The sequence below is a fragment of the Mesorhizobium sp. WSM2561 genome (assembly GCF_000513915.1).
In the GTDB taxonomy this organism is placed as follows: domain Bacteria; phylum Pseudomonadota; class Alphaproteobacteria; order Rhizobiales; family Rhizobiaceae; genus Mesorhizobium; species Mesorhizobium muleiense.
This window is the reverse complement of sequence record NZ_KI911325.1, coordinates 201,877-221,107: the sequence shown is the minus strand read 5'-3', so window position 1 is coordinate 221,107 and position 19,231 is coordinate 201,877. Positions and strand designations below refer to the sequence as shown.

Annotated in this window: 16 protein-coding genes and 3 pseudogenes; 4 read left to right on the top strand and 15 right to left on the bottom strand. The window is 59.5% G+C overall.

Annotation, left to right across the window (positions count from 1 at the left end):
* Nucleotides 1-264 precede the first annotated feature (264 nt).
* Nucleotides 265-520, top strand: a pseudogene (locus M727_RS42190) (integrase core domain-containing protein); the annotation flags it as partial.
* Between the two features lie 34 nt (nucleotides 521-554).
* On the opposite strand, the gene M727_RS39025 reads toward M727_RS42190, so the two are convergent.
* Nucleotides 555-1,352 carry an FkbM family methyltransferase gene (locus tag M727_RS39025; RefSeq protein WP_051505897.1) on the bottom strand — a complete coding sequence of 266 codons (798 nt, stop codon included), beginning with the start codon at nucleotides 1,350-1,352 and terminating at the stop codon, nucleotides 555-557.
* Nucleotides 1,353-1,452: 100 nt separating this feature from the next.
* A pseudogene (locus M727_RS41270) lies at nucleotides 1,453-1,614 on the bottom strand (transposase); the annotation flags it as partial.
* On the opposite strand from M727_RS41270, the gene M727_RS42745 reads away from it, so the two are divergent.
* Nucleotides 1,607-1,795, top strand: coding sequence for a hypothetical protein (locus tag M727_RS42745; protein WP_027156455.1), 189 nt, complete (start codon nucleotides 1,607-1,609; stop codon nucleotides 1,793-1,795). The pseudogene M727_RS41270 and the gene M727_RS42745 overlap by 8 nt on opposite strands.
* A 17-nt stretch (nucleotides 1,796-1,812) precedes the next feature.
* Here M727_RS42745 and M727_RS42185 read toward each other — a convergent pair.
* Together M727_RS42185 and M727_RS39020 are read right to left on the bottom strand one after the other, a co-directional pair.
* Nucleotides 1,813-2,077: pseudogene (locus M727_RS42185) on the bottom strand (transposase); the annotation flags it as partial.
* A gap of 77 nt (nucleotides 2,078-2,154) precedes the next feature.
* Nucleotides 2,155-3,588: a hypothetical protein gene (locus M727_RS39020; protein ID WP_051505896.1), complete on the bottom strand. Its 1,434-nt coding sequence runs from the start codon at nucleotides 3,586-3,588 to the stop codon at nucleotides 2,155-2,157.
* Nucleotides 3,589-3,738: 150 nt separating this feature from the next.
* On the opposite strand from M727_RS39020, the gene M727_RS0135410 reads away from it, so the two are divergent.
* Nucleotides 3,739-3,981, top strand: coding sequence for a hypothetical protein (locus tag M727_RS0135410; RefSeq protein ID WP_051505895.1), 243 nt, complete (start codon nucleotides 3,739-3,741; stop codon nucleotides 3,979-3,981).
* 72 nt (nucleotides 3,982-4,053) lie between these two features.
* On the opposite strand, the gene M727_RS0135405 is transcribed toward M727_RS0135410, so the two are convergent.
* The 7 genes from M727_RS0135405 to M727_RS39485 form a co-directional block, all read right to left on the bottom strand.
* Nucleotides 4,054-4,920, bottom strand: a complete 867-nt coding sequence (locus M727_RS0135405; RefSeq protein WP_084647047.1) for a sugar transferase — start codon at nucleotides 4,918-4,920, stop codon at nucleotides 4,054-4,056.
* A 436-nt stretch (nucleotides 4,921-5,356) separates the two neighbouring features.
* The gene (locus M727_RS0135400; protein WP_236388973.1) at nucleotides 5,357-7,297 is read right to left on the bottom strand and encodes a GNVR domain-containing protein; all 1,941 of its coding nucleotides are present in this window, start codon (nucleotides 7,295-7,297) and stop codon (nucleotides 5,357-5,359) included.
* 59 nt (nucleotides 7,298-7,356) lie between these two features.
* On the bottom strand, nucleotides 7,357-8,127 hold the full coding sequence (locus tag M727_RS39015; protein ID WP_051505894.1) for a response regulator transcription factor: 771 nt from the start codon (nucleotides 8,125-8,127) through the stop codon (nucleotides 7,357-7,359).
* A 407-nt stretch (nucleotides 8,128-8,534) separates the two neighbouring features.
* Nucleotides 8,535-9,254, bottom strand: coding sequence for a Crp/Fnr family transcriptional regulator (locus M727_RS0135390; RefSeq protein ID WP_051505893.1), 720 nt, complete (start codon nucleotides 9,252-9,254; stop codon nucleotides 8,535-8,537).
* Between the two features lie 1,445 nt (nucleotides 9,255-10,699).
* Complete coding sequence (locus M727_RS39010; protein ID WP_051505892.1) at nucleotides 10,700-11,431, bottom strand: hypothetical protein; 732 nt, start codon at nucleotides 11,429-11,431, stop codon at nucleotides 10,700-10,702.
* 78 nt (nucleotides 11,432-11,509) lie between these two features.
* Entirely contained in the window at nucleotides 11,510-12,325 is an 816-nt protein-coding gene (locus tag M727_RS39005; RefSeq protein WP_084647046.1) for a glycosyltransferase family 2 protein, read from the bottom strand.
* A 108-nt stretch (nucleotides 12,326-12,433) separates the two neighbouring features.
* Entirely contained in the window at nucleotides 12,434-13,603 is a 1,170-nt protein-coding gene (locus M727_RS39485; protein WP_051505891.1) for a glycosyltransferase family 4 protein, read from the bottom strand.
* Nucleotides 13,604-13,777: 174 nt separating this feature from the next.
* Between M727_RS39485 and M727_RS0135360 the strand changes: the two genes are divergently transcribed.
* Nucleotides 13,778-14,695: a sulfotransferase family protein gene (locus tag M727_RS0135360; protein WP_027156448.1), complete on the top strand. Its 918-nt coding sequence runs from the start codon at nucleotides 13,778-13,780 to the stop codon at nucleotides 14,693-14,695.
* A 21-nt stretch (nucleotides 14,696-14,716) separates the two neighbouring features.
* Here the strand turns inward: M727_RS0135360 and M727_RS0135355 are convergent, their stop codons facing one another.
* From M727_RS0135355 to M727_RS0135330, 4 genes are all read right to left on the bottom strand, one after another.
* Nucleotides 14,717-15,403: a sulfotransferase gene (locus tag M727_RS0135355; protein WP_027156447.1), complete on the bottom strand. Its 687-nt coding sequence runs from the start codon at nucleotides 15,401-15,403 to the stop codon at nucleotides 14,717-14,719.
* A gap of 395 nt (nucleotides 15,404-15,798) precedes the next feature.
* Nucleotides 15,799-16,872 carry a hypothetical protein gene (locus M727_RS0135340; RefSeq protein ID WP_027156446.1) on the bottom strand — a complete coding sequence of 358 codons (1,074 nt, stop codon included), beginning with the start codon at nucleotides 16,870-16,872 and terminating at the stop codon, nucleotides 15,799-15,801.
* Between the two features lie 153 nt (nucleotides 16,873-17,025).
* Nucleotides 17,026-18,198 carry a hypothetical protein gene (locus M727_RS0135335; RefSeq protein WP_027156445.1) on the bottom strand — a complete coding sequence of 391 codons (1,173 nt, stop codon included), beginning with the start codon at nucleotides 18,196-18,198 and terminating at the stop codon, nucleotides 17,026-17,028.
* Nucleotides 18,188-19,210: a hypothetical protein gene (locus tag M727_RS0135330; RefSeq protein WP_156941745.1), complete on the bottom strand. Its 1,023-nt coding sequence runs from the start codon at nucleotides 19,208-19,210 to the stop codon at nucleotides 18,188-18,190. Before M727_RS0135330 ends, M727_RS0135335 begins: the two co-directional genes overlap by 11 nt.
* Between the last annotated feature and the right edge of the window lie 21 nt (nucleotides 19,211-19,231).

Genomic DNA, 19,231 nt, shown 5'->3' with positions numbered 1-19,231 from the left:
CGTGTCGGTCGGCTTCATCGCCCCGGTCTTGACCGCAATGCTGAGGCTTCCCTGCAAAAGCGCGACGATCCGCTCCTCGCCCATGCGGCTGCGCCAGCGCGTCATCGACGAGCGGTCGAAGTATTAGCGATCCGTTCCTTCACCGAGTGCGGTCGCTTTCAAGCCACCTCACATCATCATGGCCTCGCGAACAGAATTTTCTGACGGTCCCAAACGCTGTGCGCACCGTTGCCGGTGGCCTCTCCTTCCGTAAGTGCTAGCTACGGGCATGCATTCCAGGCCGGTTCCACTGGCATGTCAAGGACAAGGTTATCATCAAGCCGGCATCGCCACAGCTGAACGGAAGGTCGAGCGCTCTCATCGCCCTGATCAGGAAGAGTTCTACCAGCTCCTGACCTATAAGGACGACATCGATCTCGAAGCCAATCTGGATGAATGGAAGCGCTTCTATAACCTTTCGGAGGCCTCGTGGTGCCTTCAAAGGCGAGACCCTTACGAGGTACTCCGAGAACGCTTATAAGCGACGTGTGGGAATCCTCAAAGGCGTCAGTCCATCACAGTGTTGGCAGGCGAACAAGCGTCGTAATCGGCCTCCGCCAAGCCATCTCATGCGTTGCGGGCAATGGATTGTTCACAAAGTGCCATTCTATCGCGATCCTCTCGATTAATCTGGACAGTTCCATTGGAATGCGTTCGGTGATCTCCCGTTCGAGCATCTCGATATCGATCTTCAGCAAGTCAATTCGACTGTGCTTTTTAATGACCCTCTCAAGCGCCTTGTTTGAATCCACGCATTGAACCGTCATCTTGTCGGCGAGAGGCTGGCCGATGCCGCCATAGCGTCCGGATGGCTCCCACCCGAACTCAACGGTTCCGTTAGCATAGCCTACCGCCACTGGATTGAGCTCGAAATGACCTTCAAACGCCTTCAAGTTATTTTTGAGGCGCTCGATATTCTGTGGCAGAGGTTCGAAGCAGTAGACGAAGTTGCCTGAGTGCCTAGTCAGGAAATAGATAGCAGATATTCCGACATTCGAGCCAAAGTCGACGATGACTTCCTTCTTCCTGCTGTCTCCATAGTCGCCACGGAAGAAGACCTCGTTAATTGTGATGACGTCGTCGGCATTGAACGCAGTAACCTTTGCCTTCCCGGTGGGTGTCGAGATCACGTATGACACGGGGTATTCACCTCCGCCCAAGGACAGGTAGCGACGGAGGAAATCAATTGGACGGTTGCATTGTCCGAGTATTTTGGCGACAGCCGAAATGTTCTGCGGGTTCATCAAGCCTTTGAAAATCGCGTGCACCGACCGATGGTGACGCGCCTTTTCGGCCGTTTGGATTATCGTCATGCCATCCCCTGTCGATGAGCTTGGAAGCGCGCACGCACGCCGCCAGTGGAGGAAACGGCGCAAGGAAAGTCAATTTAGCCATGCGAGGTAAGGGCTAGAAGTCGAAGGGCGGTGCGTGGCGGAAGAACTCCTCGCCGCACAGATACTGGAAGTAGGGGTTTTCCACCCAGCGCTCGCACAGCACCTCGTCTGACAGGTTGAAGGTGTGCTTGAGGATCGCCAGCCCCGCCATCAGCCGGGTCGGCGGCGGCGGCATGCCGGGTGTGATCGGACTTGTCGGCGACGCGGGCGAGGATATCGGCCAGTCGGGCCTGCGGATCGACGTCGTTGAGCTTGGCGGTTTGATCAGCGTCGCCCATGAAAGGCGGTCCGACCGGCACCACGATCGGAGCCCGCAACAGCCAAAGCTTCGCCGGTTGCTGAGCCAATCGACTATGTGCTGAAGCGCTGGGACGAAGCTTCGGGACAACTTTGCCCGCTCGGTCCGCATCCATTCCTCAAGCGCCTCTGCGATCGGCCGGCCTGCTGGCGTCGTTGCAGTCGTTCGTCGGCGGCAAGGCCGTTGATGTCACGCTCGATTTCGAACAGTGCGTCCATGCGTTTGACCGCCTCGAAGGCGATCGGGGAGATTGGTGCGGCATCCTTGCCGCGCTTGCCATGATGTCGGCGAGCACGAAGAACTTGCGACGTGCATGCGCCCAGCACAGCGCCTGGGTCAACGGACCGGGGCCTCGACGTGATCACTTCGATCTGATGCTTCGTCACAGGCTAATCCTAGTGCTTGCACTAGGATTGGCAGCCGTCAGCCTACCTCAGCGAGTTGGCCGTCACCGTGGGGATATGGAGCCCGAGTATCGCGGCCGTCTTCAACAACCAGGATCCGGCTGACAAGAACGACAGCAAGGGGAACCAAGAATACGATACCCGGGTCGGCGCTGCCACCTGCCAGGGATCCGGCCACGAGCGCCGACAAGGCGCAAGCGCGGACGCTCGACCCGATCGCATCGACATCGGGATCGAGGCGACCGCGGCCACCCCGCAGTCCCCGGACCAGCATTGCCAACAAAACTATCATCATCGCGGCGCCGAACAGTCCCAACTGGGAAAGCACCGCGATCGGCCAACTCGAGGCCCGCGAACTCCCCAGACCGATCCCCAGCCCGCCCGTATCGAAGAAGGACTGCAGACTCTTATAATTCCAGTAGCTGCGCTCCTGACCTGAGGCTGACGTAGCTTTGTTGATCACCGTGCTGTCGACAAGCTGCAATACAGGATCGAAGACATGAGGGTAGAACAGAATTGCGGCCAGCCCGGAGAGGAGCAGCAGCGGTAGAAACGCGACAAGCAGTGCCTCCTCCGATCTCAGCCGACCTGAAGCGAGCGACTTCACGATGGAAATGACTACAGGCACGGTCACGATCGCAAGACCGACGTAGGCGGTCGATGACGTCGACAGCAGCAGTAGAATAAACAGGGACGTTGCTAGCGCCAATGCAAGCTTTGATCCGGTCTTTCGCCAATAGGTAAAGGTAAACGCGAGTCCCGCCAGCGATGCTCCGCCAAACGCCGATGCCTCCGAAAAGGCCCCTGCAATCCGCCAAAACCCGGCTTGGGTAACATGGGTCAGCATGCTGTAGTTGGCGGTGCGGATCGGAGCAAGGATGTCACCGGCGCCACTCATCTTGCCTAGCAAATCCAGGACGCCCATCACCACGTGCAAGCTGAACCATAGGAAGAAGCCCCGCCTGATATCCGCTAACGTGCCGCTGCGCTGAAGCAGCAGACAGGTCGCCAGGAAGGTCAACCCGCCCAGAATAAAGTAACCCGCCTGAGAGATATTGGCAGACACCGGCGCCAAGGCCGCTTCGTAGACGCCCCTGGCCGTGCGGGACGCGACGAAGGCGCTCGTCTGCCCTGCAAAGAGCCTCGGAAACAACAGCGCTCCGATGCAGACATAGATCATCAGCAAGCAGACGATCCATGCGGCACCTATACGAAGGAAGACCGCTCCTATTTCCCTCCAGATTCCCCGTCGAGCCAGCGCGGCTAGTATCACGAGCATAGCAAAGACGGTAAAGATAAGCGGCGATGAACCGCCAAGGGAGGTTATTGTCCCGATTGCCGTCGCACCAAACGCCAGCGAGGCAATCAGCGCAGTGATCATCGACCAGCGCATACAGACGACGAGGGCCAGGATTCCCGTGCAAATCAGTGCCCCGACGACGGAAACCTGCATTTCACACTCCGACGATCAATGATCCAAACCATGACTGCGCCGCCGAAACCGCTGAGCTAAATGGTTGGCTTCACAAAAACGAGCGACTCTGATTTCCTTGGGACAAGGTTGGTTTCTCGCAGCGTAGATTGACCCAGGGAGGAGATCGACGTGTTGCTTGCCATTGTCGGCGTTGCGGGTCTTGCCCTGGCAATAGGGCTTACGTTGCGCGCGCCGGCGCTGATCGTGGCGACCTTGGTGGTGATCGTCGGCAGCATCGCTGTAGGCAGTTTTCTTCACCTGTCTGTTCCAAACACCATCCGCTCGACGTTTTATCTTGTTGTCGCCACCCAAATTGCCTACCTGGTCGGCCTTGCAATTGCCGTGCTGCGGCATCGCCCAAGGCGACAATAGAGTGGGGCGACAACCCCTCGTGGGCGACAATCGCTTGAGGCCGTTTCTGCCGTGCCCCTGATATAGCCAAGGTCAGGAGGTCTGATCGAACTTCATCATGGCCGGTATCGTCCGCATCAGGATCGAAAGATCGCGGCGTAGAGACCATGTCCGAACGTACTGCGTGTCCAGCAATACGCGATGCGAATACTCGGTCGTGTTTCTCCCGTTTATCTGCCAGAGGCCGGTCAGTCCTGGCCGCGTCTTCAAATATTCATGCGATGCGGCGCCATAGCGTTGCAATTCGTCGGCAACGACAGGACGCGGGCCGACGCAACTCATGTCGCCCCGCAAGATGTTGAACAACTGCGGCAGTTCATCCAGGCTCGATTTGCGAAGCATCTTTCCGAAAAACAGGATACGCGGATCGCAGCTCAGCTTCTGATTGGCCGCCCACTCCTGGGCGGCTTGTGGATTGCAACTCAGATGCTGTTCGAGCACCTCCTCGGCATTCCGCACCATGGTGCGGAACTTGTAGCAGTCGAAGGCCTTTCCATTGAAACCAATGCGCTGGTGAACGAACAGCACCGGACCGCCTGTGGTCGCCTTGATCAGAAGCGGGATCACAACCAGGATCGGACCGGCCAGGATGAGCGCTGTCGAGGCCACCATCAGATCCAGCAGCCTCTTGGCCCAACCGCCGAGCGGCTGTCGGCTTTCGCTCCGCGCATCGTCCTCAATGCTTGCCGTGCGCATATCCGGCTCAAACGGAACGGCGCCATGGTCATGGCTTGCGTTGATTTGAGGCGAAGAAAGGTCCGGCGTATTCGATCTCGCGGCCGCGTCGCTTTCGCGCGGAAGAAGCGAAGTCGCGGCGGGCCTGGCGCCGCTCAGTATAACCCAGCCTTCAATAGCCAGGTCTTCGCACTGCCGCAGGTTACTTTCGATCACGTTGGACATTTTCCGCTTGCGCTCGATTTCAACTTTTCGTTTGCATTTTGGCGACGACGGTTGATCTCCGGCAAGCAGGGAAAAGGTGGTAGATCGGGGGTGTTTGGCAGCGTGGGCTACCACTTAGTTGCTAGGCCGGGTACGGACGAATGGCTGCTCCGTTCAATGCCTGGCACGATATCGGAATCGATTGTTCGACTCGCGACGCCCTAAGGGGCGCGGATTCAATTTGACAGGCAAGTGTCGAATTGACGGGGCGGTGTCGAGACTTGCCGCTGGGCTCTAAAGCGCGTCGCGTTTGAACGGATTCATGCGACGCGCTTTAAGTTCTTGTCTGATGCATGTCGTCGTCGCGCGAGACCGCTGCGCACCCTCGGTTCGAGCCGGAGGGCATGCTTTTGCGCGACATGCATTAGCTCGACGCCACCGCGAGGAGGACAGGATGTCAGCGCGGCGCCTGACCTGCGCGCTTCCGGTAACGCCGAGCCGAAACAGTACGAACACGTGTCATCAACACGCCAAGGACGGAAGAATTGGTGCTTTTGAGTGTCTGCGTCAGGTCTTCCAGTTGATCAAGCGACGTCACGCCCCACTGCGCCACCACAATCACGCCATCGAGAAGCGGGCAGAGAGCAAGCCCTTCGGCTCCTGAACTAAACGGTGGGAGTTCAACAATGACGATACTGTAACTACCAACTTCGTTCAGCAATTTCTCCATATTATCGGGAACAAGCAAATTCGCCGAATTCGACGCATCGTTCTTCACGTAATAAAACGATGTCTTTTCAATAAATCGGATTTGCTTGCCGATGTCTTTGGGACTGCCGGAATCCCGATCGATCATATTGAAATCGGCGGAAAAGAGACGTTCGTTGGCCAGTGCCGACTTATCGTCGGCGTTGATCACGAGGGTCGCTGTGCCCGCTCCCCCACACAGCGCCGCCAGATTGCTTACAATGGTGCTCTTTCCGTCGCCGGGGGACACGGATGTAATTCCGATGCGACGCCTTGAAGGGTTGGCCCCGGCCAGGCCCATGATCGCCTTGACGCTCCTGAGGCTGCCGCTGAATGAAGAGTCCGGGTTCCTGAGCACCTCGTCAAGCCGGCCAAAACCACCCCGCCTGAAGCTGACCGGCGGCAATTCTCCAATACAGGCCAGGCCCAGTTCGCGACGGATCTGACGCGGGGTCCTCACGTTCCGATCGAGCCCGCGTCGCGCCACGGCGAACCCGATGCCAGCTACCATCCCGGCAAGTGCGCCAAAGGCGAGGATCAGCGTCTTGCGCGGCCGACTTGCCTTCTTGGGGCTCGTCGCGGACGTGATGACGCGAGCATCGGCGATCAGATAAGGCTGTTGGTCGACCGAGTTTGTATACGCCGCGAGCAGGCTCTCATACATCTTTCGATAGGTGTCGGCGGTAACCTCCAACTGCTCCAGCGTAATCTGGTGTGTTGGCTGTCCTTCGCTGTGTGCGAGGTCCTGTCCGGCGACGGACGTCTCGTCCTGACCGATGCTGTAGTCGTGTTTTGCGCGAAACTCCTGGGCGACCCGGGTCGCCCGGTTCATCTGATCACCGACCTCCCGCATCCGCCTTTCCAACCATGCGATGCCTTCGCTAGCCGTTGCGGTTGTCGTTTGCACTTGCTCGCGCACGAACGCTTCCGCCGTGGCGTTCGCGATGCGTGCCGCCAACGCCGGATCCTGAGACTGGAATGTGATGTCCATTGCATAGGAGACACCGACACGCTGGACATCCAGGCCATCGCTGAACATCTCCACCGCCTGACGCCGACGCTCGGATTCCAGCTGCGGGCTGTTCGCCTCCATTCGATCCGGCCAGGGAAGCACGCGATGGAAGAAATCCGTCAGCGCAGCATTGCCGGCATGGAGCCCGCCGGCATCGACGATGCTCATCCAGGCTCTGCGAAACCTCTCGCCTATGGTTGGACCGTCCAGATCTCCGAAAGTTGGATTGTCCATGAGTCCAAGGTCATCGATCACCATCATCGCGATCTTCTGGGAGCGCAGAACTGCAAGTTGGCTCTCGACCTGAGCGGTATCGAGCGACAGGTTCACTTCGGCGGGTTGCTGCTGAAGGTTTTTGGGTATCTTCGGTTCGATCAGGATCTGGGTGCGCGCCGAATAAATCGGATCCGAGGTTGCAAAGTAGAACGTGGCGAAAACGATTCCGGCGACGACGAACGCCAGAATCGAGAAAAGATACTGCCGAGCAAACGAGACAACGTCAGCGAGGCTGATAAAGTCCTGCGGTGCGTCCGCCCCGAGCCATGGCTTGTGAGCAATTGCCGCCGACGGCCGGTCTAGCATGGCTTCAATCCATATCTGCAACAAAAAGAGCGGCGAACTGCAACGGTCGAGCAGCATCGCCACCGATGGGTCCCGGTTCGAGCATGCAGCCGCGCCACTGTTATGATGCCAACCGTTTAGCTCGATCTGCCCAACAGGTGGGCGCCAGGAAACATCTCATTGAGCTTGTAGACGACCTCCGTCCTGTTCGTCGCCTTCAGCTTCTTCATGATGTTGCGGATATGGACCTTGACCGTGCTCTCGCGAAGGTTGAGCTCATGAGCGATTATCTTGTTCGCCTTCCCACGTCTGAGAGCCTGGACGACCTCTTCTTGCCGCTCCGTGAACACACTCGCCATGGGCCTTGTCATTTCGACGGTTGTGTCGATTGCCTTGTGCTGGGCAAGCACGCTGCTTGCAGGGACAAATGTGCCACCGGCAAGGACAAGATTTACGGCTTCAACACAGATCTCGAAACGGATCGATGAAGGGATGTAGGCTTTTGCGCCATAATTCAACGCCTTCAGAATCTGCTCCAGATCGTCGGTATCGGCCAAAATCACCACCGGAACCGGGTGGGCCTCGTTCACGAGATCGGCGATTTCGCTGCCGGTCCTTGCATCTGTCACCTTTCGGCTGCCCACGTTCAGCAGGATGGCCGATATCGACAGTGCATTCTCTTGATGCCGCCACTCTTCGATCGAGCCGAACGACAGGATTTCCTTCCCGATGCCATAGGCGGTCAGGCATTGCGCAAGACATTGTCGGTCAAGCACTCGCTCGTCCAGCAGAGCCAGGCAGGATTCGGTCAAGCCATGCCTATGAAGATGTATTCCATTCCCGGCCTTGCGCGATACGAATTCCAGTGCACCGGGTGATTTGCTATCCAGTTGAATTGTCGGAACCATGAACTTACTCCCCAAACTCTACCCAACGTTTCGCGATCAGTACGAGATGTACTGCAGGCAAATACAATTTCCCGCAAACGATGCTCTGTTCGCGTCGCCTTCACTATAACTTCGGGATTTCCCAAGCCCCACCTTGGACAGCACTACCCCGTCAATAATGTTTATCGCCGAAAAGGTGTGCCTTCACTAATTTAGGTTAATAAAACGTAAAAAATTTTTTACTCCTTCACTTGGCCCTAGCAATTTGGTCTAGGAGGGATGGTAGCCAGAGAGCACACCGACTCGATCTGCGCCTCGCGTTGTTTGCCAGGCGCGGCGGTCCGTCGCTAATGACAGCGGGCGTCGCGGATGGCAGTGCGGCTTCAAGGCGCGTCGCGCCGCCTTTGCATCGTGCGCCAAAATAAGTGTCAACCATCGATGTACCTGTCATCGAACTCGGCAAACTTCGTTACGCCCAGCCGATCCAGCACGCGGACATGACCTTGGCGGAACTCCAGAAACCCGCGTTCCCGCAATTCCCGCAGCATTCGATTGACATGGACCGGCGTCAGGCCGAGCGCGTCCGCGAGGTCGTACTGGGTGAGAGGGCATGCAAAGCCAGTGCGGCTGGCGGCGCCGACGCGCTCCAAGCGCGCTCTCAGCTCGAGCAGCAAGTGCGCTGTACGCGCCAAGGCGCTGCGTCGGCCTATATTGGTGAGGTGTTGGGCAACAAGCGCTCGCTGGCGCGCGAGCGTTTCAAGAAAAAGCGAGGCTATGTGGGGCGACTTCGCTGCTCCAAGAGCAAGCGTCTTGGCGGAGGCCTCCAGCACCGCAAGGTCGGTTTGAGCCACAAATGTCTGGAGAGCAGCGCCCGTGTACGTCTGCGGCAAGACAATGTCGCCCTTCAGGGCAAAGTCCAAAATCTGTCGCTGTCCACCGGCAAGGTCATGAGAAATGCAACCCCAGCCAGACTCGATTATGAAGACGCGATCGCCGTCCTCCCCCTGATTGACGATAGCGGTCTCCGCCGCATATCGCTTCGGCACGAAGCCTAGCGCCTTGATATACGCCTTATCGTCGCTTTTGACTGCGACTGAGGTCGGACGGTTTTCATTCTCACTCAATGAAAGGCTTGTAGCATACGTCATTCGAACCCCGCCAATCCTCCCCTGATACCCTCCCTACGCAAAAACGTACTCCAGCTTTGACGTGTTGAGTACCCTGCACGGGCTACAACCATTGGGTGATATTGCACTGCACTCTCACAAAAAAGCAAGGATCACGCCTGATCGAGCGCAGTGGCACCCGAATTCATCATAAAGTTCGACCGCCCTTCTGCACCATCCATTCGAATGGCGAGGTCTCCGGCGGTCGGAAGCGCTTGGCGACACCGTGCAACTTTCGAACACGCCACCCTTCCGGATCGCTTACGGCTTTCGGCGTGACTGGCTAGCCGGACCGACAGCAAGGCCAGGCATTGCTGCTGACTTGCGGTCGCGCCGACGTTGTCGGGGGCGAACCGGCGGTCGTTCAAAACCAGGCGGAACGTGCCGCTACCCCATCCATCCAACCATCTGATTTCGCTCGCAGATTGCACCTCGGGTTCCGCCAGATCGAGCAGCCACCGGGTCACTCAGTGCAACCGCCCGAGGCCAGATGCCTCACAAAACCAGCAGGTCGCGCTGGGCCCGGTACGAGATTCCCTCGTTGCGGTGACGAGGTTTGAACGGACAAGAGCGTTCGTTCACAGGTTCGGCCACTTCGGCTCGATGAGTAACCTTCGCTGCAGTTCCAGGACCGGAAAGCGTCGATTGACAGTCCCTCTTCGAGCCAAATTGTCTCTGGGTTCAGCCGCGACACAGGCGCGAGGCATACTCCATTCGCGTTAGCCCCGATCGCCTCGCACATGCGAAGAGACCGCTCGCCACGTACCCTGAAGAGGGGGGGGATGTCTGACGCTGCGAGCGGCCGCTTCAAACCGCACTGGATTGGTCGGCGCCTTGATATGTTGAGCAGCGTTGCGTCCGATCGTTGCCATTGACGAAGAATGCTACGCGCCGTCTTCAAGGTGACCGCATGGCTGTTGCTCATCGCCGTCTTGGCCGCGACCTCGCAAGGGATAGCTGGTTGAGACGGTGGATGGCGGTGAGGCTCCTACGGCTCCACCCGCTCTGCTCTACTCCTAATTGGTGTCGCCCTCCTAAATGATGCCGTGCTAATGTTCTAGCCGGCTTGGGAGGTTCCAATCGACCTCATTGCGAATGTTTTCGCCGGCACGTGGGCTGCCGGGGTGCTTGCCGCCATCTGGTATGTCTGGAGGCGGCCCTCGCTGCACGTTGCCGAAAACAAGCAGGACCGCGATTTGCGGGAATGGCTGGACGGGCAGATGTAGAGGGCGCTTGTGCCGGGGCGAAGCAGCGCCCGACCCTGGTCGAAACGATACGGGCCGTCCCGGCGCCCGCGAAGAGCGCGCCCAACCCGGTGTTCGGCGAGGTCGTGCCGCAGCACGGCGCGCGAAGACCGGCCGTCAGCGCGGGAACCTCAAGCGGCGTTAGGCATCGCCACCGCCAGCCGCTGGGGCTTTTTGACTGGGCTACCGGCTCGCCGAGCGCGAAAGAGCAGCCTCTGCTTGATCGGCACTGCTCAGGAACTCGTCGCGTTCGGCTATCCACAGATCCGCATAGTCGACATTCTGCCACTCGGCAAACCACGGACCGCCACTTGTATAGTGGACCGCCTTGGGTGTGCCATGCGCCGGCTTTTCGTTCCAACCTTCAAGCCAGTTCCACTCTACCGGCAGCGAGCCCAAATCCTCATCGGCGACCCACTGCATTCGGTGGAGGTAGGCGCCGCTTTCGCGGTTCACGACCTCCGGCGTAAGCGATTTAACCGCAGGATGCGCGCAATTGAACAGCATCAGCGAGGACCAGTTTTTTCGAGGGTAGGATGTCTGGACAACGCCATCCATCTTGGTGGTGGCCTTCGGCGTGTAGTCGTGCTGGACACAATAGACCGCCTTGTTCGACTTCGTGTATTCCAGCAAACCTGCGACGTCACCGAGCCACAGGAAGTCGCAATCGCAGAACAAAGCCCAGCCCGTATAGTCGGCGAGAAAAGGCGTGAGAAACCGCGTATAAGTGAACTCTGTTGACGCGAGCGGATCTTTCTCCCTCCAATACAGTTCACGGGCACGCAGCTCGTCCTGCTTGAGTGGAATGACGGAGACAGGCACCGAAGCGTTTTTGAGCAAAGAGTGCCGCGCCACGTCGTAGGCGATCGGCTCACGGCTGTCCCATCCAACGAATACCCTAAACGCATCAGTCATATTCAGTACCTTGGCTCCAATTTCAAAACGGGCACACACTAACTGTCTGGCAACAACTCGGCAACAATGGCGCGGAAATTAGCCAGGGCGATTTCTGAAACCCGCGGATTTGCCGTTCACCCCGGCCCGGCTTTCCTCGGCGCACCTCGACTTGCCACCCAACGCGACAAGCGCCCATTTCTGATAGGTGTAGCCGGCCGAATAAGCGGCGACCATCGCACCGGTCGAACCGTCCAGAAACCCCAGCCTGAAGACATAGCTGTTCATATAAGCCCAGACCGAGCGCAAAACCGCCTTGCTGATCGAGCTTTTTTTCCCCTCGGCAAGCATCCGCGCGGCGGACGCTTGCGCGTATCTGCCGATCTTGTCATGCGCGTCCGCCAGGTCGGCGATGGAGTCATGCTCCAGGGGGTGGGACAATCGCGAGACCTTGCCATTCACCACCACCTTCTCATGCACGGTGTCGTTGCTGAAGCGGCCGGACTGGCGACGGAAAAGCCTAAGCACCAGATCGGGCGACCAGCCGCCATGGCGGACAATACGCCCACAAAAGCGCGATCGTCTTGGTATTTCGAAGCCGTCACAGCCTTTCGGGTTGGCGATTGCGGCCCTGATTTCCGCTGCCAGCGGCGGCTCGACCCATTCGTCGGCATCAAGCGAAAGGACCCAATCGCCTGTCGCCGCGGCGAGGGCGCGGTTTTTTTGCGCGCCGAAGCCCGGCCAATCGAGGGTGATCAGCACCTTGGCCCCGAGCCCACTGGCGATGTCCCTGGTCTGATCAGTACTGTTATTGTCGAGGACGACGATTTCGTCGGCAAAAAGTACCGAGCGAAGGCAACGTGCAATGCACGCTTCCTCATTGAGGCTGATTATGACGACTGAGAGCGCCGGCACGGTCAGACGGTTCCGGCATCAAAACTGCGACTGTTGTTCAAATGAAACTGTCCCCCCGGCCGGTTGGCACTCCGGTGATCCTAACGGATTCAAAAAATATGTCGAAAATTATTTCAGGTCGAGATCTTCGTACAGCGCTATCATTCTCCTGATCATGACGTTGAAATCGTAGTGTTCGGCTGCCGCCCTGACCTTGGCCGCAGTCTCGGGCCGTGACGACAGCTGCAGCGCGCGGGCAAGCCCGGCGGCGAGGTCGTTTACGCTGGCTGCGTCGCAAACAAGCGTCGGCTCGAAGCGATCGACGAGCTCGCGCGCCCCACACCCGGTGCTGACGACGGCGGGCAAGCCGCTGGCCATGGCTTCGATCACCACTGTGCCGAATGGATCATAGATGGAAGGCAGCACCGCAATGTCGGCGGCGCCGTACCAGGGCAGCGTATCTTTTTGCGGCCCCAGCATGCGGAGCCTTGCACCAAGACCAAGCTTGTCACCGGCCCGCTGGAACGTATCGGCGCGCGAATCGTGGCCAATGACCCATAACTCCGGCTCACCATCGAGCATTGCGACAGACTTCATCAAGGCAAGAAGTCCTTTTCGCGCAAAACCCGAGCCAACGAAGAGAACGGCCGGCCTGTCATCGTTGACGCCAAGCCGTGAGCGGACCACGGCCCGATGCTGTCGGCGCAACTCCAGGTTGAAGCGGTCCAGGTCGACCCCGTTGGGAATATGGTGCACGCGTTCGGCCGGATAGTCGTAGTGACGGACAATGTCCTCCGCCACCATTTTCGAAATGGCAATCACCGCTTTAAGCCGTGGGCTGGCATAGGTCGCGCGCTCGAGGCGCAGCGTCTGGCGGTGAAACGGGCTCAGCGCCATCGCTGCCCTGCCCAGCCGCGTCTCGAAACGCCGTCGCTCGGCAAGATAGGCGGCATGAACGCCTTCCCCGGCCCGAAAGACGTCGCAGCACGGAAGGCGATCGTTGCTCTGCACCAGGGCCGGTGGCATTTCGGCGATCTTGCGGCAGGCGGCTCGAGCAAAGGACGTCGCCCGCAGGTAGCGGGGAAAGCGGCGGCCGGCGCACTGGATGAACTCTATGCCTTCGTGTCGCGGCCAGTCGCCTGACAGCACGGCCACCGGCCGTTGACGCGCGGCGAACGCCGCCATGATGTTTTCCAGCATGATCTCGCCTCCGCCAAAGGGCGCGTAACGCTGGCGCACGAACAGGATAGGCTTTTTCGGGTCAGCTTGAACCCGTTGATCATGCCGTGGCAAATCCATGCGACCTCGCTACGCCCTTTTGCAAGCCGATCAAGCTTTCCAACTTGGCGGGACTTTGCTCGCAGTCTATTAAGCGTGGCAAGCCGATCCTGGATAGGGGCGCTGGCGTATAGTTCCGCGTGGTTGCGGCTATGCCACGACGGTAGACTGCTTTCAAGGCGAGGGTTTTTGCCGATGACCACCAGCCATGTCTCGCCCGCCGACAAAGCCGTCTCGGGCAAACGCAAAGTCGGGGTGATCCGCCGCCTGGAGCGCTCGTTGCGACCGGGGCTGCGAAATCTCCGCGGTCTGGTCAAGGAGCCGTTTCTAGCCTGGGCGCATCCGGAAGCTCTGGCTTTCTACCGCAGAGCGATGCAGACGGCTTATCTGCCGGACGACCTGATCGACGTCGTCCCGCAACTCAAGATCCTGTATCTCGCCACGCCGAAGGCGGCGAGCAGCCGCATTCGCAGCAACCTTGCAGCCATGATCGGCAATGATACCGTGTCGGAGTGGCGCAGCGACCAGAACTGGAAGGTGCACAACCGAAAGGCGTCGAGCTTGCAGGCGCCTCGCCATGGCATTGTGCAGTTCCATCGCATGGCCACAAGTCCCGAAGCCTTGCGGTTCACCTTCGTTCGCAATCCCTATACAAGGCTGTTGTCGTGCTGGGCCGACCAATATCGCGACCGCCCCCTTGTGCCTGGCTATGGCAGGGTGGAGGTCTATCTGGCCCATCGCGAAAGGGCGGATCCGTCGCTGCCTGTCGGTGCTGACAAGAGCCTGTCGTTTGCTGATTTCGTCGCCTTTGCCTGCACGACCTCGACATGGCGCATCGACAAGCATTGGCAGAGGCAAAGCGACATCGTCGACCTTCCAGGCGTTGTGTTCGACCTCATCGGCAAAACCGAGACTTTTGCACGAGATTTCGAACGGGTTCTCGATCATGTCGGTGCAAGCGAGGAAATGCGACGCGCGGCGATGCCACCTCTGCACACCTCCTCGCGCCGCAGGCTTGCCGACTATTTCACGCCAGAACTGGCCGATACCATCTACCGCGCCTATGAGCGCGACTTCGATCAGTTTGGCTATCCGCGCGCGCTTCCAGAGTGAACAACCCACTCGACGGAACCCTCAAACATACCCGAACGCCTGCATCAGCGGTTTGCCGCGTCCCTCGGTAAGCTCCTTCAATTCCATTTGACCCAGTTCGGTCTTCCAGCGGCCGCGGCCATCATAGATCGGCTTGTTGACCTGCTGGTTGCGGAGCGCGGCATGTTGGGGTTGCGCATCAAGTGTGAACCATCGTTGCGGGTTCCGATGATAGTCGAGCAAACTCTGGTCGAACGACAATCCCAGGAAGGTGCAGATCTTTTCGATGGTCGCTTCCGGGTCATTGACAAGATCTTCGTAGCGGTAAATCAGGACGTCCGTGCTGCCGCGCTCGGCAAGCACCATTGTGTTGTCCGAAATCCAGCGATCTAGGCTCTCGGTCGCATCGCCAAGCCGCTTGGTCAGCGAAGCAACGGTATCGCGCCCATCGCGTACCGGCATCACGAACTTCGCGCCCGGCACCAGACGTCGTATCCGGTCGACACGCCTGATATGACGCGGTGTCTTTTCAAGCAGCACCGACTTGCCCGCCCCAATGGCCGCCTGTTTCAGCTTCGAGTAGCGATACAGCGCAAGTGGGGTCCATTTGAAAAACACGTTGGATTCTTCGAATGGCAAAAAGACATCGGCATGCGAAGCAAGAATCGTCGCTATCAGGGTTGTGCCGCTATGCCCGCAACCGCAGACAAAGCCGGTGCATCGGATCAATTCACACCTGCCCTGCCGTCGGAATAAGACATGCCATACCGTTGAAAGGCGTCATCGAGCCGCTTCCTGTAATCGAGCCGGGCAAGCATCGTTTGTATCCCGCTGCACATCTTCATAGCGCAGAAGCGCAATCTTTCGCACGTGACTTGCGCCTGAAATATCAGACACCGCAGTGTCCCGCTAGGAGCCGTTTGTAGCGAGATTTGTCGGGTCGATTTGCGCAATGTCGCTCAGATTCTTCTGGTCGGCGACGCCCAGGTCGTCAAGCATGACGCGCAGCCAGGTCCGCCCGGATTTGGGAAATGAGACGACAAGCAGCGACGGCTTGCTTGCAAAAAAGTTGGACAACAAACTCAACGTGAGAACTCCGATTGCGGGCACTTTGATCGAGCAGATCAGCGATTGTAGATATCGATTAAGGCTTCGGCGATCCGTTGCGAAGCCGGCACCTTTGGATCAATCGACAGATTGGCATTGAGGAAATCCCGGCTTTGCTCAAAATAGGTCGGCCTTGACCTGACCGCAGCGCGGATGTCCTCGACGAGGTCATGCTCCGACAATGTTGGTTTGAAAGCGCCCATCGGGCTGTCGAACTCGACCATGGGCGAAACCAGCGGAAACAGCACCACCGGAATGCCGCAGGCGATTGCTTCGTAAACAGTGGTGCTTGGGCGCGTTACGAGCGCCAGAGCGTCCGGGAGCAACTGTGCGAAATCCAGGGGCGATTTGTTCGGCATATCGACTTTTGCGAACATCGTGGGGTGGACGCTAACGACATGGGCAAGGCCGAGTTTCGCACATGCGGCTGCCACGGCTTCAATCGCCTGGCGATCTGCAGGGTCCGCGATATTCCCCTTGAAGTTCACCAGCACAAAAAGCCCTTCTTCGTGCCTGGCGCCAGCGCTTGCGGCGGCACGCTCAATGACCGGGGAGCCGACAACAGATGTCGGCTGTCGTCTTTGCTGCAGCGCCGCTGGTCCCATCGACAGGATGTAGTCAGCTCTCACAAATCGATGCGGCCGCAGCTCTCGCGCACCTCCGATGAGGCCGACCACACGGACCATGCCGAAGTTGATGGAGTCGATGAACCGCCTAAAAAATTGCGGCGCAAAGTCACTTCCAGTCACCAGCATGTCACCGGGCCTGATCATCCGCTCGAGCTCAGCAAAGCCGATATGCGATATTCCTCGGGCGTTGAGTTCAGGCCGCGCTACGCCGCCGCGTTTCAATCCATCGAGATGCGCGAACATGCAGCGGATGCCGCGGTCACCCAGAATTTCTGCCGCGTCAGCCAGCAGCCGAACATTGTTGCGGTTGTGTGGGACGAAGTAGACCGTCCTCGTCGCTGCCCTGCCGCGAGCGTAGATACGCCCGCGCTTGAACAGATTTCCTGGATGCACAAGCCGGTACGCCGCGAGGAGCCGCTGCACAAAGCCATCGCTGACAGGAGAAGACGCCTTGTTTCCCAAACTACTACCCAAAGATATGCATCGCCTCTTGCCCGTGAAATTTAGAACGGCCGCCCGCCGGTTAGTTTACACTGGTCTCGCCGTCAAGAAGGCGCTTGACTGTCCGCTGGTTGTAACCTGCCTGGGACACTCGCGATGCCTTGCGTGGTGGATTCAAACAGTGCTGATGAGTGAGCCCATGTGGTTTTGTGCGTCTTCCATCACCGCAGCCCAGGGTCGTTCCCGCTTCGAGACCAGCACGGCGGAAGGATAGTAAGGCGTGCGGTCGCCCTCGACCGGCCAGGAACGTTTGAAGCCGTCACCAAGGATGAAGACCGAAGGGATGCCGAGTGCGCCGGCCAGATGCGCCCCGGTGTTGCTGATGGTTACGACGGCGTCCATCGCCGCGACCTGCGCGGCGAAAAGATCCATGTCGACGAGTTGATCCACCAAGACGTCGTGCAAGATGCGCGCCGGATTACCATCGGTCAAGATTTTCAGGTCGGGCTCGATCCGGCCATATTGCAGCGAAACGAACTGCAGGTCCTGTCGACCGAGCAGCCCGCGCCATGCCGTAAGTGGCGGCAGGTCCTTGCCAGGATTGGAGCTGCCCCATGCGACGCCAACCAGCGGCCGGCCGTTCCTGCGATAGCGGGCGCGAAGGTCAGCGACCCGCGCCGGGTCCGGCTTCAGGGGAACAAAATGCTCCCGGATCGTGGTCTCATCCGTCTCGAACACGGCGGTCAGATGCTGGACGCCGGCAAAGAGCTGGGCCTCGCCATAGGCTGCCTTGGTCCCCTGACCGACGGCCCGCACATCGGCGGCGGGAAATGTCCGCTGAAACAGCGGCACCAAGCGGTGCTCGACCAGGACGATCAGACGAGCGGCCCGGGCGAGCGCGCGGCCGACGGAACTCGCATGGTGGATCGCGGTGGCCAGACCCTGCTTTTCGGTTTCCATCAGATCGACGAGCAGGACCTGGCCCGAGATATCCTGGCCCAGCCATTCGCCGTCGGCGCGGCCCTCGACGATGTGGCGCCGGGCGATCTTGAGTTCGGCCGCCGGGCCGTAGGCGCCCATGCGCATCAGCGCCTTGCTGAGCTCGTCGAGCAGGTGGACCTCGCGCCTCGACTTCGCGATCGATCCCAGCGCCAGGGCTTTCGGCAGCGCCGCCGACCAGTCGCGCGCCTGGATGCTTCGCCTATAATCCGCCATCTGATCGGCAATGTCGCCATCGCGCCAGCGCAGGAAAAGCTGCCGCCGGTGACGACGGAACCAGACCTTGTAATTGTAGCCTGCGAGCGCGACAAAGCGGCGAACCCGGCGAAGCAGTTGACTAGCTTCCATCACCAGCTCCACCGATGATTTGCGCAACCCGTCCACCTGCTTCCCGCATCGCGGACGCCCACGCCCGGCCGCCCTTTCGCACCAGTCGAACGCTTGGATACGTGGCGACGGTCTCGCCGAAGGCAGGCCACGACAGCCGAAACCCATCGTCGAGCAGGACGACGGTCGGCACGCCGAGCGCTCCCGCCAGATTGGCACCGGTATTGCTGATCGTCACCACCGCGTCGAGGGCGGCGATTTGCGCGGCGAAGCGGTCCATATCCGACAATTGGTCCACGGACGCGTCATGGATGATGCGTCCCGGCGCCCACCGCTCGAATTCGGAGAGCGCCGGCCCGACATCGCCATATTGCATGCTGACGAAATGGCCCGGCAGACTGCCGAGCAGCGCCCGCCAGTCATCCAGAACCGGCAGGTCCTTGCTTTTGTTCAGACTTCCCCAGGCAAAGCCGATCAGGGGCCCCGGGCCATGATCGAGATAGGCGCCGCGCAACTCGGCGACAAGCCGGCGGTCCGGCTCCAACGGAACGAAGGGCGCATGCGCCCTCGGCTGATCCGGCCAAAAGTGCCTCGCCAGTGTCTCGAAGCAGGCGAAGACATCGGCGTCGACCGCCGCCGCCGCTTCCGCCTCTGGTCTGACATCGAGCGCGGGATATGTTCTGCGATAAAGTGGCGCCAGCCGCGGCTCGATCAGGACGGTGCACCGGTCGGCGGCCGCGACCGCCGGGCCAAGCAGCGACGCGAACTGGAGGAAGATTGCGAGATCGCCTTCGCGCCGCTCGACGGCAAGCCTGCGACCCGCAAGATCACTGCCATCCCATTCGGGCCGGCCGGGCACTTGCTTGCTCGACGCAATCAACTGCCAGGCACGATTACCGCCGCGGAGACGTCTCAGTCCACGCCCGGCTTTTTTGACAAGCCCGCGATCGCCAAGCTGCTCACCGAGCAGGCCGAGTGCCAGCGCATGTTCCCGGGCCGCCTGCCAGTCACGCCGTTCGACACTCTGCGCCATCAGGCTCGCATGGCGTTTGAC